The organism is Amycolatopsis sp. Hca4 (genome assembly GCF_013364075.1).
Classification (GTDB): Bacteria; Actinomycetota; Actinomycetes; order Mycobacteriales; family Pseudonocardiaceae; genus Amycolatopsis.
In genome coordinates this window covers 1653945-1666302 of the sequence record NZ_CP054925.1, presented here as the reverse complement: position 1 = coordinate 1666302, position 12358 = coordinate 1653945, and the positions used below count along the sequence as shown (strand labels likewise).

At 73.3% G+C, this 12358-nt stretch carries 14 protein-coding genes and 1 pseudogene; 12 read left to right on the top strand and 3 right to left on the bottom strand.

The window, feature by feature from the left end; genetic code table 11:
* Positions 1–10: 10 nt before the first annotated feature.
* Together HUT10_RS07275 and HUT10_RS07270 are read left to right on the top strand one after the other, a co-directional pair.
* On the top strand, positions 11–511 hold the full coding sequence (locus tag HUT10_RS07275) for a SigE family RNA polymerase sigma factor (protein ID WP_176170460.1): 501 nt from the start codon (positions 11–13) through the stop codon (positions 509–511).
* Between the two features lie 112 nt (positions 512–623).
* On the top strand, positions 624–1550 hold the full coding sequence (locus HUT10_RS07270; RefSeq protein ID WP_254896735.1) for a hypothetical protein: 927 nt from the start codon (positions 624–626) through the stop codon (positions 1548–1550).
* Between the two features lie 55 nt (positions 1551–1605).
* Here HUT10_RS07270 and HUT10_RS07265 read toward each other — a convergent pair whose 3' ends face one another.
* Complete coding sequence (locus HUT10_RS07265; protein WP_254896734.1) at positions 1606–2559, bottom strand: alpha/beta fold hydrolase; 954 nt, start codon at positions 2557–2559, stop codon at positions 1606–1608.
* Positions 2560–2616: 57 nt separating this feature from the next.
* On the opposite strand from HUT10_RS07265, the gene HUT10_RS07260 reads away from it, so the two are divergent.
* From HUT10_RS07260 to HUT10_RS07235, 6 genes are all read left to right on the top strand, one after another.
* Complete coding sequence (locus HUT10_RS07260) at positions 2617–3249, top strand: TetR/AcrR family transcriptional regulator (protein WP_176170459.1); 633 nt, start codon at positions 2617–2619, stop codon at positions 3247–3249.
* A 701-nt stretch (positions 3250–3950) separates the two neighbouring features.
* The gene (locus HUT10_RS07255) at positions 3951–4982 is read left to right on the top strand and encodes an isopenicillin N synthase family oxygenase (RefSeq protein WP_176170458.1); all 1032 of its coding nucleotides are present in this window, start codon (positions 3951–3953) and stop codon (positions 4980–4982) included.
* Positions 4979–6259, top strand: a complete 1281-nt coding sequence (locus HUT10_RS07250) for a bifunctional o-acetylhomoserine/o-acetylserine sulfhydrylase (protein ID WP_176170457.1) — start codon at positions 4979–4981, stop codon at positions 6257–6259. The genes HUT10_RS07255 and HUT10_RS07250 overlap by 4 nt, the downstream gene beginning before the upstream one ends.
* Positions 6256–6546 carry an alpha/beta hydrolase gene (locus tag HUT10_RS50625; RefSeq protein ID WP_254896733.1) on the top strand — a complete coding sequence of 97 codons (291 nt, stop codon included), beginning with the start codon at positions 6256–6258 and terminating at the stop codon, positions 6544–6546. The genes HUT10_RS07250 and HUT10_RS50625 overlap by 4 nt, the downstream gene beginning before the upstream one ends.
* Complete coding sequence (locus HUT10_RS07240) at positions 6495–7106, top strand: P1 family peptidase (RefSeq protein ID WP_176170456.1); 612 nt, start codon at positions 6495–6497, stop codon at positions 7104–7106. Before HUT10_RS50625 ends, HUT10_RS07240 begins: the two co-directional genes overlap by 52 nt.
* Positions 7103–7606: an AAA family ATPase gene (locus HUT10_RS07235; RefSeq protein WP_176170455.1), complete on the top strand. Its 504-nt coding sequence runs from the start codon at positions 7103–7105 to the stop codon at positions 7604–7606. The genes HUT10_RS07240 and HUT10_RS07235 overlap by 4 nt, the downstream gene beginning before the upstream one ends.
* Here the strand turns inward: HUT10_RS07235 and HUT10_RS07230 are convergent.
* On the bottom strand, positions 7593–8522 hold the full coding sequence (locus HUT10_RS07230) for a 2-dehydropantoate 2-reductase (protein ID WP_176170454.1): 930 nt from the start codon (positions 8520–8522) through the stop codon (positions 7593–7595). The genes HUT10_RS07235 and HUT10_RS07230 overlap by 14 nt on opposite strands.
* Positions 8523–8801: 279 nt before the next feature.
* On the opposite strand from HUT10_RS07230, the gene HUT10_RS07225 reads away from it, so the two are divergent.
* The 4 genes and pseudogenes from HUT10_RS07225 to HUT10_RS07215 all read left to right on the top strand — a co-directional run bounded on the left by HUT10_RS07225 (position 8802) and on the right by HUT10_RS07215 (position 11706).
* Positions 8802–9737 (top strand): NADP-dependent oxidoreductase, encoded by a 936-nt coding sequence (locus tag HUT10_RS07225; RefSeq protein ID WP_176170453.1) that lies wholly within the window; start codon positions 8802–8804, stop codon positions 9735–9737.
* A 45-nt stretch (positions 9738–9782) separates the two neighbouring features.
* Positions 9783–10337 (top strand): annotated as a pseudogene (locus tag HUT10_RS52085) (alpha/beta hydrolase); the annotation flags it as partial.
* A 71-nt stretch (positions 10338–10408) separates the two neighbouring features.
* Positions 10409–10732 (top strand): alpha/beta hydrolase fold domain-containing protein, encoded by a 324-nt coding sequence (locus tag HUT10_RS50615; RefSeq protein ID WP_254896731.1) that lies wholly within the window; start codon positions 10409–10411, stop codon positions 10730–10732.
* Between the two features lie 26 nt (positions 10733–10758).
* The gene (locus tag HUT10_RS07215; RefSeq protein ID WP_176170452.1) at positions 10759–11706 is read left to right on the top strand and encodes an NmrA/HSCARG family protein; all 948 of its coding nucleotides are present in this window, start codon (positions 10759–10761) and stop codon (positions 11704–11706) included.
* A gap of 22 nt (positions 11707–11728) precedes the next feature.
* On the opposite strand, the gene HUT10_RS07210 is transcribed toward HUT10_RS07215, so the two are convergent.
* Entirely contained in the window at positions 11729–12352 is a 624-nt protein-coding gene (locus HUT10_RS07210; protein WP_176170451.1) for a TetR/AcrR family transcriptional regulator, read from the bottom strand.
* Positions 12353–12358: the final 6 nt, after the last annotated feature.

The window sequence follows — 12358 nt, the reverse complement described above, 5'->3', positions numbered from 1 at the left end:
CTTGGTAGTGATGGCTGACTACGAGGACTTCGTCCGCGCGCACCTGCCACGGCTGCTGCGCTACGCGACGATGCTGGCCGGGGAGCGGGAACAGGCCGCTGATCTGGTGCAGGACGTGCTGGTCAAGGTGTACCGACGGTGGTCGCGGGTCAGCGACGCCGACCACCCCGAGCGGTACATCCTGCGGATGGTGACCAACGACTACCTGTCCTGGCGGCGCAGCCGGTCGGCCCGGCTGATCGCCGTGGGGGAGCCGCCGGACGCGGCCGGGCCGGACGACTTCGCGTCGGACCACGCCGCCCGGGAGGACATGTGGCAGCGGCTGGCGCGGTTGCCCCGGCGGCAGCGCGCGGTCGTCGTGCTCCGGTACTACGAGCAGCTCGCCGACGCCGACATCGCCGACCTGCTCGGCTGCGCCCAGGCCACCGTGCGGGCCCACGCCCGCAAAGCCCTGACGACCCTGCGACACGGCCTGAGCATCGACCGGATGGCCCAGGCGAGGGAGAGCTGATGGACATCGAGAACCTGATCAAGGACACCTTCACCGCCCACGAGCCCGATGCCCCGACAGCGACCGGGTGCTGGCCGCCACGCGTCAGCGCCTCGACCGCAAGCGCGCCGCGGTGAGCCCGCCCCTCGTGGCCGGCGCCGGGGTGGCGCTGCTCGTCCTGGCCGCCGGCGCCGTCGTCGCGCTGAACCGGCCCACGCCCGACGACCAGGTCGCCACCGGAGCCGGTGCACCGGCCGAACCCGCCGTCGAGGCACCGGCCAAGCCCGCCGTCGCGGAGCTGCCCATGCCCTTCTCGCTCCGCTGGTTGCCGCCGGGCGAGGTCGACTACCTCGCGCGCCGGATCAACACCGGTGGCACTGCCGGCCACCCCGACAAGCCGGTGTACGGCGGCGAATACCTGCTGACCGTCACGTCCGGGTCCCGGACGCTGCTCGTGGACGTGGCCGAAATGCGGATGATGCCGCCCGAGGAGGCCTCCTTCAAGTCCGGCCCGGGCCGGCCCGTCACCCTCGCCGGGCGGGCCGGTGTGGAGAGCTCGCACTCCGGCGGCCCGGGCGGCTACGAGGTGTACCTGACCCACCCCGGAGGTGGCTCGTTGTACGTCAACGTGGCCGCGCAGCCGGGGAGCACGGCCACGGCGCAGCAGCTGACCGACGCGGGCCGCCGCGTCGCGGAGAACGTCGCCTTCCCGGGCAAGACCACGGTCACCCCGTCGTTCGGCCTCGGCCAGCTGCCCGGCGGCCTGCGGATGTGCACGTTCGACGTTGAGAGGGGCGTCTCGGGTGGGACGCAGACGGGCTACTCGGTGGGCACGTGCAGCACCACGCCGCCGATCCAGGTGCACACCGGCGAGGCAGGCCAGGTGCGCGGCACCGCGGGGCGGCCGGTCCAGAGACACGCGACCCGCTACGAAGACGAGAGGGGTTACGGCACGCTCTGGATCCTCAAGGCCGTCCAGGACACGCCGATCGCCGTCGCGGGGGCCGGCTCGCAGGCGGAGCTGTACGCCATCGCCGAGCACCTCGTCCTGCCCCGCTGAGGTCCCGTGGGTCCTCCTCGGACACCACCGAGGAGGACCCACGGCCGGCTCGCCACTACCCGGCCGTGCGAAGCGCGCCCGCGGTCCTGCTGCCGAGGAAGTCTTCCAGGGCCTCGGTGAACGGCACCGGCTGTTCCTCGGCCACGTAGTGACCGCAATCGTCGAGGACCACCTCGGTGACGTCCCCGGCCGCCGGCCGCATCGTCTCGGCGACCTGCGGGCCGCAGTACCGCGCGCCGCCGACGGCCAGCACCGGCAGCGTCAGCGGGGTTTTCTTGCGCTTTTCGTTCTGCGCGATCGTTTCGTCAAGAGCCCGGTAGTACCCGAAGCTCGCCCGCAGCCCGCGGGGGTCCGCGACGATCGCGTCCACGTAGACGTCGACGGCGTCGGAGGGAATCGCGGCCGGGGTGGCGGCCTTGGTGGCGAACTGGGAGCCGAAGAACAGCCGCTCGCGCCCCCGCACCAGTTCCTCGTTGAGGCCGTCGAGCCGGTTGAAGCCGAAGTGCCAGAGCCGCTGGTTGACCGCGGCGGTGCCGAACACCGGCGGGGCCGGGGTGAGGCCCGGGATGATGGCGTCGACGACGGTCAGCCTGCCCACCCGCTCGGGGTGGTCGGCCGCGAGGGCGTACCCGGTCCACATGCCGACGTCGTGGCCGACCACGTCGAACCGGTGGTGCCCGAGCGCGGTCATCAGCGCGGCCAGATCGGCGGCCATCGTGCCGGCGTCGTAGCCGTCGTCGGGCTTGCCGGAGAGCCCGGCCCCGCGCGGGTCGACGGCGACGACGGTGTGCCGGCGGGCGAGGGCGGGCATCACCCTCCGCCAGGCGTACCACGTCTGCGGCCAGCCGCCGACCAGCAGCAGCGGCGGGCCGTCGCCGCCGGTGACCGCGTGCAGCCGCAGCCCGTCGAGCTCCACGAGCCTGCTGGTGAAGACGTCGGTGAATCCCCCGGGCAGCGGCAGCGAGCTGAGGTCCGCCGTCATCTTGGAACGTTCGGTACGACTTGTCATGGGGGTGACCATAGCCATGATGGAACGATCGGTGCAAGATGTGTAGGCTGAGGAACCATGGCAGGCCGCAAGCAATTCGACGTGGACGAGGCGTTGCGCCGCGCGATGCACGTCTTCTGGCGCTGGGGCTATTCGGAGGCCTCGATGGACCGCCTGACCGAGGGCACCGGCCTCGGCCGGAGCTCGCTCTACGGCACCTTCGGCGACAAGAGCGCCCTGTTCCGGGAGAGCCTGCAGCGGTACGCACAGACCTACCACCCGCGGTACGAGCGGGCGCTGGCCGGCCCGCACCCGGACCCGAGTGCCGTGATGGCCGCCTACCTGCAGGTCACCCTCGACCGCATCGCGGATCCGACGGTCCCGGACGGCTGCCTGGTCACGGTGTCGGCCACCCAGTTCCCGGCCCTCGACCCGGAGAGCCAGGCGATGGTCCGCGGCCTGATCGACGCGTTGCGGGCCATGCTGGAGCAGGCCTTGCTGGCGGCGGGGGCCGACGAGCCGGAGGCGGCCGAACTCGCGTTGTGCACGTTGGCCACGAACAAATCCCTGGCCGTGCTGAGCCGCACCGGGTTCTCGAACGAAGACCTGGCGACGGTCGCCGCAGCCGTCGCCCGCATCCCGCACGGCCTCGCCGGCGCAGTGCCGCCGCGGGGCGCGCGTGCCGGAGCAGACTGCCCGCCGGCGCGATGACGGGGGCCGATGCCCAGGACCACTGACGGGCCGGTGCCGCCCGTGCGCCCGTCCCGGGCCCGGTCCACCACCGGGGTGGCCAAGGCCGCACCGACGATCCCGGTCAGCGGCCACAGCGCCAGCAGCGACGCGGGGGTCGAAGAACGTCTCGCCCCGCAAGACGTACATGACGCTCGGCCACGCGAGTCCGGTGACCGCGCTCAGCAGGAACGCGTCGACGAGGTCGATCGTCCACAGTGGCCACGACTCGGCCAGCGCGCGGCGGCGGTGCGCGGGACCGGGGTGGAAGCCGAACAGCACGCGGACGCGGCCGCGCACGGTGGTGTCGCGGGACAAGGAGCCGATTCAGCGCGGACGTGCCTCCCGCGCAGCGCGCCGCGGTCGAGTCGGCCCGGCCACCAGCTGCACCCCGATCGCGGCCACCAGGAGCAGGAGCGCGAACCACTGCGGCGGGAGCGGGAACGGGTTCTCCCGCCGGACGCGGTTTCGTCGGGCGCGAGCTCGGCCACCGCCTGCCGGTCCGCAACCGGCTCACCCGTGGGGCAACCACCCTCCCGAGGCGCGACAACGCCGCTATAGCCGACCGGTGCCCGTTCGTCACCCACGCCGGCCCGCGTGCTGCGGCCATGGCGCCGGCAGCGGCGTTGTCCGCGATGTGGGAACCCCCGTTCCGCCTGCCGGGGCGGCTTAGGCTGCCGGACGTGACGACGCTCGACGAATCCGGGGCGGCCACCGCTCTGCCGCTGATCGACATCTCGCGCTTCCGCGACCCCGCCGCCGACCGGGTCGCGTTCCTCGCCGAGCTGCGCCGGGCAGCGCACGAGGTCGGCTTCTTCTACGTGGTCGGGCACGGCGTGCCGGACGCGCTGACCCGCGGGATCTTCGACGTGGCCAAGGAGTTCTTCGCGCTGCCGGTCGAAGAGCGGCTCGCGATCGAGAACATCCACTCGCCGCAGTTCCGCGGCTACACGCGCACCGGCCACGAGTACACCGGCGGCACCCCCGACTGGCGGGAACAGATCGACATCGGCCCCGAACGCGAGCCCGTCGCGTCCGGCGGACCGGCGTGGCGGCGGCTGATCGGTCCCAACCAGTGGCCGTCGGCGCTTCCCGGACTGCGGGAGACGACCTTGGCCTGGCAGGCCGAGGCCCTGCGCGTCAGCCGTGAGGTGCTGCGGGCGCTCGCCGCGGCGCTGGGGCAGGACGAGGGCTACTTCGACGCGTGGTTCGACGAAGAAGCGTCCACGCACGTCAAGATCGTCCGCTACCCGGGACGGCCGTCGGCGGAGCAGGACCAGGGTGTCGGCGCGCACAAGGACTACGGCTACCTCGCGCTGCTCCAGCAGGACGACGTCGGCGGCCTGCAGGTGCGGGCGGCCGACGGCAGCTGGATCGACGCCACGCCGATCCCCGGCAGCTTCGTGTTCAACATCGGGGAGATGCTGGAGATCGCCACCCAGGGCTATCTGAAGGCGACGCACCACCGCGTGGTCAGCCCGCCCGCCGGGGTGGAGCGGTTCTCCGTGCCGTTCTTCCTCGGGCCGCGGCTCGACGCCGTCGTGGAACCCCTCGAACTCCCGGCGGAGCTGGCGGCCGGGGCCAAGGGTGTCAGCCAGGACGCCGACAACCCGCTGCACGCCGCCTTCGGGGAGAACGCCTTGGTCGGCTGGCTGCGCTCGCACCCGAAGGTCGCCGAGCGCTGGTGGTCCGATGTCCTGGCGGAGCGCGGATGACCGCGTTCGAGACCCGCCAGATCCACGCCGGCGCGCGCCCGGACCCGGCGACCGGCGCCCGCGCGACGCCGATCTACCAGAGCACGTCGTTCACCTTCACCGACGCGCACCACGCCGCCGAGGCGTTCGCGCTGCGGGACCTCGAGACGCACGCCTACACGCGGCTGTCCAACCCGACGACCGCCGTCGTCGAGGAACGGCTGGCCGACCTCGAAGGCGGGGTGGCCGCGGTCGCGGTGGCCAGCGGCCAGGCCGCGTCGACGCTGGCGCTGCTGAACATCGCCCGCGCCGGCGACCACGTCGTCGCCGCCGCGAGCCTTTACGGCGGCACGTACAACCTGCTCGCCTACACCTTCGCCGACCTCGGCATCGCGGTCGACTTCGTGCGCGACCCCGACGACCTGGCGGCATGGCGCGCCGCAATTCGGCCCGAGACCAAAGCGCTGTACGCCGAAACGATCGGCAACCCGCGCGGCAACGTGCTCGACATCGGCGCGGTCGCCGAGGTCGCCCACACCGCCGGGGTGCCGCTGGTCGTCGACAACACCGTGCCGACGCCCTACCTCGCGCGGCCACTGGAACACGGCGCGGACGTCGTCGTGCACTCGACGACGAAGTTCCTGTCCGGGCACGGCACCGGCATCGGCGGGATCGTCGTCGACGGCGGGAAGTTCGACTACACCGCCGAGCCCGGACGCTGGCCGCAGCTGACGAATCCGGATCCCAGCTACCACGGACTCGTGTTCGCCGAGGAGTTCGGCGAGCTCGGCTACGCCCTGCGGCTGCGCACCAAGCTCGTCCGCGACCTCGGCCCGGCGGTCTCGCCGTTCAACAGTTTCCTGCTCCTGCAAGGCATCGAGACGCTGTCGCTGCGGATGGAGCGGCACGTCGAGAACGCCAGGGCAGTGGCTGCGTGGCTCGCCGGACACCCGGAAGCCGAGGCGGTGCACTACGCCGGGCTGCCCGGCAGCCCGTGGCACGACACGGCCAAGCGGTACCTCTCGCTCGGTGTCGGCGCGGTCGTCGCCTTCGAGCTGAAGGGCGGTCTCGAGGCCGGACGCCGGTTCGTCGACCGGCTGCGGCTGTTCAGCCACCTCGCCAACATCGGGGACGTGCGCAGCCTGGTGATCCACCCGGCCTCCACGACACACGCCCAGCTGGACGCCGAGCAGCAGCGGGCCAGCGGGGTCACCCCGGGCCTGGTCCGGCTGTCGGTCGGCCTCGAAGGCGTCGACGACCTGCTGGCCGACCTGGCGCACGGACTGGAGGGGCAGTGACGGCCGAGTTCACCGGAAGCCGCGGCAAGATCCACTATGGACACTGGACGCCGGCGGAACCCCAGGCGCTGGTCGTGTTCTTCCACGGCCTCGGCGAGCACATCGGCAGCTATGAGGCACTGGCCGGGGCACTCACGAACGCCGGGTTCGCGGTCTGGGCCCTCGACCACGCCGGCGAGCGGGTCGGCCCGTGGGAGCTGCGCAAGGACCCCGGTGAGCGGCCGACGGCGGCCCGGTGGCGCAGGGCAACGTCGGCGCCGGAACCGGCGCGGTCAGCGCCCAGATGAAAGGGGGCGTGGGGACCGCGAGCGCGGTGCTGCCGGACGGCACGGTCGTCGCCGCACTGGCCGTGCTGAATTCCCACCACCCCGCGGTGGACCCGGCGTCCGGGCTGCCCTACGGGTACGCACTGGGGGCGACGTCCCGGCGGGGCGCGGCCTGGCGGGAGTTCCCGGTGTACGAGCCGGACGAAGCCGCCCGCGCCGCGGCGCGGGAGCGGCTGGCGGCGTCCATCCGCGACCGGGACACCCGGACCCCGTTGAACACGGTGGTCGGCGTGGTCGCGACCGACGCCGCCCTCGACGCGGGGGCGGCGTACCGCCTGGCGGGCGCGGGCCAGGACGGGCTGGCGGTGGCGATCCGCCCGGCCCACGGCATCGCCGACGGGGACACGGTGTTCGCGGTGGCCACCGGCACGAGCGGCGCCGGCGCGACCCCGGAGCTGTTCGGGGCCGCGTCGAACGCCTTCGCACGGGCGATCGTGCACGCCGTGCTGGCGGCGGAGTCCGTGACCACCGGGTGGGGGCACATCGCGGCCTACCGCGAGCTGTACGCCGAGGCCGGGTGACGTCCGCGGTCCTGGTCGTGCTGGGCGGGCTGCCGGGCACGGGCAAGACCACGGTGGCGCGGCCGCTGGCCCGGGCACTGGGCGCGGCCTACCTGCGGATCGACACGATCGAGCAGGCCCTGCTGGACTCCGGTGAGCTTCGTGCGCCACCGCGGGCGGCCGGGTACGTCACCGGTTACGCCCTGGCCCGCGACCAGCTCGCCAACGGTGTTTCCGTCGTCGCCGAGTGCGTGAACCCGCTGAAGATCACCAGGGACGCGTGGCGCGGGGCCGGGCACCGGGTCCTCGAAGTCGAGCTCGTCTGCTCCGATCCGGCCGAGCACCGCGCCCGGGTGACCGGGCGGGCAGCCGACATCCCCGGACTCGTGCTGCCGACGTGGCGGGACGTCGTCGAGCGGGAGTACGAGCCGTGGGACCGCGACCACCTGGTCGTCGACACCGCCGCGGTGACCGCGGCCGGCTGCGTCGAGCTGATCCTCCGGCAGGTCACCCGGCTTTGACGGCTTGGGCCCTGGTGCTCGCCAGTTCGTGGAGCAGGTCGTTCACCGGCGTCGGCGTGCCGGTTTCCCGGCCGAGCCGGACGACGGTGCCGGCCCACGCCTCCAGTTCCGAAGGCCGGCCGGCCCGGATGTCGCGCTGCAGCGAAGTGGTGCCGTCCGGCGGGAGCTGGTCCAGGAACGCGATTTCCGCCGCCACGACGTCGTCGGCGAGCCGGATGCCCTTGGCCCGTGCCACCTGCGCGATCTCGGCCATGCTGTCCGCGATCAGCCGGCGGGTGCCCGCGCGGGCGCGCAGCACGCCGTAGGGGGCGTCGGTGACGGTGCCGATCGCGCCGAGCGAGGCGAGCGCGAGGAACTTCTCCCAGAGCGCGGCCCAGACGTCGGTGGCCACCACGGCGGTCAGCCCCGCCTCCTGCAGGGCAGCCCGCAGCCGGGCCACCCGGTCGCTCGGCGCGTTGTCCCACTCGGCGAAGGTGAGCTTCCCGCCGCCGAGCTGCCGGACGCGGCCGGGACCGTCGAGGAAGGCGATGACTTCCACGGCGCCGGGGAGGACGGCGTTCCGGCCGACGACCTCGGCCACCTGTCCCGGCGCATCGACCCCGTTCTGGGTCGTGACGACCGCGGTCTCCGGGCCGATCAGCGGCTTGGCCGCGGTGATCGCGGCCTCGAGCTGCCAGGTCTTGACGGCCAGCAGGACGAAGTCGACCTCGCCGATTTCCCCGGGGTCGTCGGTGGCCTGAACGGGGGCGATCGTGAAGTCCCCGGCCACGCTCGTGACGGTCAGACCGTCCTGCTTCAGCGCGGCGAGGTGCGTTCCGCGCGCCACGAAACCGACGTCGTGCCCGGCCGCCGCGAGGCGGCCTCCGAAGTACCCGCCGACGCCACCGGCGCCGATCACTGCGATCTTGAGTGCCATGGCTTCGACGTTACCGGTTGAAGGGGTAACTGGGTAGCTGTCCCGGGCTGCGGGCACCGCTCCGGCTTCGTGCGGTGGCGGCCGAGGCTCCGGAGTGCCCACGTGGGCAGTGCTGGGCCCGGGTGAGCACGGCCGGACGTGGAGACCGGGCAGGGGCGCCGGGCAGGCTGCGGGAGCGCGGCGGGCTATGACCCACCTCACTTGCTTCGAATTCGAAGCAGAGGTACTGTCCTTCACAGATGCTTCGAATTCGAAGCAGTAGACGAGAGTGAGAGTCCGATGAAGGCAGTGCGTTTCCACGAGTACGGCACGCCCGAAGTCCTGCGCTACGAAGACGTCGCCCTCCCGGTGCCCGCCGCCGGGCAGGTGCGGGTCCGGGTGGCCGCGACGAGCTTCAACTCGGTCGACGGCAACATCCGCGGCGGGTTCATGCAGGGACCGATCCCCGTCGCCCTGCCGCACACCCCCGGCCTCGACGTCGCCGGCACGGTCGACGCGCTGGGCGAGGGCGTCGGCAACGTCGCGGTCGGCGACGAGGTGATCGGCTTCCTGCCGATGGACAAGCCCGGCGCGGCGGCCGAGTACGTGCTCGCCCCGGCCGAGGTGCTGACGCCGGCGCCGAAGAGCGTCCCGCTGGCCGACGCCGCCGCGCTGCCGCTGGTGGGTCTCACCGCGCGGCAGGCCCTGTTCGACCACGGCAAGCTGACCACCGGCCAGCGGGTGCTGATCAACGGCGCCGGCGGCGCGGTCGGGAGCTACGCGGTGCAGCTGGCCAAGGGCGCCGGCGCCCACGTCGTCGCCATGGCGAGCCCGCGCAGCCGCGCCGCGGTCGAGGCGGCCGGCGCGGACGAGGTGGTCGACCACACCGCCGGCTCCGTGACCGCCGCCGTGTCCGAGCCCGTGGACCTGGTGCTCAACCTCGCGCCGGTCGACCCGGCGGAGCTGGCCGCGCTGCTCACCCTGGTCCGGCCGGGCGGTGCACTGGTGAACACGACCGTGTGGATGCCGGCGCCCGGCGACGACGAGCGCGGCGTGCGGGGCATCGACCTGTTCGTCCGCAGTGACGCCGGTCAGCTGGCGCAGCTGGTGGCACTGGTCGACGCCGGGGAACTGCGCGTCGAGGTCGCCGAGCGCGTCGCGCTGGCCGAGCTGCCCGCCCTGCACGCCCGGCCCGCGGTGCACGGCAAGGTCGTCGTCGTCCCGCCTGCCGCCTGACGCCTGCCCGCATCCCGATCACGACAACCTGAGAAAGCAGCGATCATGGCACTGAGCTTGGACCCCGAACTGGCCGAGGCGCTGGCCCCGATGGCCGGCGCGATGGCCGAGACACCGCCGCCGGCGGTGGGGGACGTCGCGGGACGGCGCGCCCTGTGGGAGCCGATCATCGGCGCCGCGGGAACGGCCCAGCCGATCCCGGACGACGTCAAGACCACCGAGTACCACGCCATCACCGAAGACGGCGCTCGGATCACGATGCGCTGGTACGTCAAGGAAGGCGCGGCACCGGGCTCCGCCGTGCTGTTCTTCCACGGCGGCGGGTACATCTTCGGCCACATCGACCTGTTCGACGGGCCGGTCTCCCGGTACGTGTCCGCCAGCGGGGTGCCGATGCTGTCGGTCGAGTACCGCCGGGCTCCGGAGCACCCGTTCCCCGCGCCGCTCGAAGACGCCTACACCGCGTTGCGCTGGTTGCACGAGCACGCCGACGGACTCGGGGTCGACCCCGGGCGGATCGGGGTGATGGGTGACAGCGCCGGCGGGGGCATGGCCGCGGGGCTGGCGATCCTCGCCCGCGAGCGCGGCGGCCCGCGGATCGCCCGGCAGATCCTCGTCATGCCGATGCTCGACGACCGTGCGCCCACCCCGACCCGCACATCGCGCCCTACGTGCTGTGGTCCTACGACGACAGCCGCACCGCGTGGCCGGCGCTGCTGGGGGACGCGGCCGGTGGCCCCGACGTCCCGGCGACCGCGGCGCCGGCCCGGCTCGAGGACGCCACCGGCCTCCCGGCCGCGTACATCGAAGTCGGGCAGCTCGACGTCTTCCGCGACGAGGACCTCGCCTACGCGGCCAAGCTCGGCCGCGCCGGGGTGCCGGTCGAATTCCACCTGCACCCGGGCGTCCCGCACGAGTTCGACTCGATCGCCTTCGGCGCCGACGTCGCCCGGCGGGCCGTCGCCGACCGCGTCCGGGTGCTGAAGTCGATCTGAACGCCCGGCACCACGAAGGAAAAGTCATGAGCGACAAGAAGATCATCGCGGTACTGGGTTCGACCGGTGCGCAGGGCGGGGGACTCGTCCGGGCCATCCTGGACGACCCCGACGGGCCCTTCGCCGCGCGGGCGGTGACCCGGAACGCGGACTCGCCGAAAGCCCGCGCGCTCGCCGAGCGCGGCGCCGAAGTGGTGGAGGCGACCCTGGACGACGAGGAGTCCCTGCGCAAGGCGTTCGAGGGGGCGCACGGCGCCTACGTGGTCACCAACTTCTGGGAATCCATGTCCGCCGACGTCGAACTGGCCCAGGCCGCGACCGCCGCCCGCGCCGCGAAAGGGGCCGGGGTCGCCCACGTCGTCTGGTCGACCCTCGAGGACACCCGCGAGGTCATTCCCGTGGCCGACCGGCGGGTTCCGGTGCTGCAGGACCGCTACACGGTCCCGCACTTCGACGCCAAGGCCGAAGCGGACGCCTTCTTCCGCGACTCCGGTGTCCCGACGACCTACCTGCGGAGCACGTTCTACTGGGAGGGCTTCACCCAGGGCTCCGGGCCGGTGCGGGGCGAAGACGGCAGGCTCGTGCTCACCCTGCCGATCGGCGAAGCCCGGCTGCCGGGTATCGCGGCCGAGGACATCGGCCGCACCGCCGACGGGGTGTTCGCCGCGGGCGACGAGTACGTGGGCAAGACCGTGAGCATCGCCGGTGAGCACCTGACCGGCGCCCAGTACGCCGCCGCGTTCGCCGACGCACTGGGCGAACCGGTCGGCTACCGGCCGCTCACGCCCGGGGAGTTCCGCGCGCTCGGCCTGCCCGCCGGGGACGAGTTCGGCAACATGTTCCAGTTCTACGTCGAAGGCGAGCGTGACTTCGTCGCCGCGCGCGACCTGGCCGCGGTCCGGGCGCTCAACCCGCGCCTGCAGACGTTCCGCGCCTGGCTGGCCGCGCACGTCGAGGCCGTCCGGCCGGCTTGACCGGCGCCGGGGTTCCCCGCGCTCAGCCGAGCAGGGCGCGGGGCAACGTCTCGTTGAGCCAGGCCTCGGAGGTGTCCAGCGGCCACCCGAGGTCGTCGGTGCGGATGAAGTAGGCCGCGTTGCACAGGTGCAGCCAGAGCAGATCGGTGGCGTGGCGGACGTCCACGCCGTCGCGGAGCGCGCCCAGCTCCGCCAGCCGGCGGGCGGTCAAGGCCAGTCCGCTGCGCATGCTGTCGTGCGCGATCCGGAGGACCTCGCGCACGCTCGGTTCCTGCGGGGCGGCGGCGACCACCTGCCGCATCAGGTCCGACCACCGCTCGAACTCGACCCGGGAGGCGTGCACGACGAAGGCGACCAGCTCCCGTGGCTCGTCGATCGACGCGATCCGGGCGAGGATGGCCGCGACGTCCTCGCCCGTGGTGCCGGACTCGACCAGCGTCCGGAGCAGTCCGTGTTTCCCGCCGCCGACCGCGTAGACGGTGGCCGGAGCGACCCGGGCCACCCGGGCGATCTCTTCGACCTTCGTGTCGAAGTATCCCTTGCGGACGAAGAGGTCGCGTGCCGCGTCCACGATGGCCTGGCGCGTGAGCCGGGCGTACTCGCTCCGCCTGCTCGACGGGGCACTGGCCTCGCGCTCGTCCTCCACGAGCGT

Coding starts and splice junctions, on each gene's coding strand:
- HUT10_RS07225 (WP_176170453.1), top strand. CDS start 8,802: ATGAAGGCAGTGCGTTTCCACGAGTACGGCACGCCCGAAGTCCTGCGC.
- HUT10_RS07275 (WP_176170460.1), top strand. CDS start 11: ATGGCTGACTACGAGGACTTCGTCCGCGCGCACCTGCCACGGCTGCTG.
- HUT10_RS07230 (WP_176170454.1), bottom strand. CDS start 8,522: ATGGCACTCAAGATCGCAGTGATCGGCGCCGGTGGCGTCGGCGGGTAC.
- HUT10_RS07265 (WP_254896734.1), bottom strand. CDS start 2,559: ATGACAAGTCGTACCGAACGTTCCAAGATGACGGCGGACCTCAGCTCG.
- HUT10_RS07215 (WP_176170452.1), top strand. CDS start 10,759: ATGAGCGACAAGAAGATCATCGCGGTACTGGGTTCGACCGGTGCGCAG.
- HUT10_RS07260 (WP_176170459.1), top strand. CDS start 2,617: ATGGCAGGCCGCAAGCAATTCGACGTGGACGAGGCGTTGCGCCGCGCG.
- HUT10_RS07250 (WP_176170457.1), top strand. CDS start 4,979: ATGACCGCGTTCGAGACCCGCCAGATCCACGCCGGCGCGCGCCCGGAC.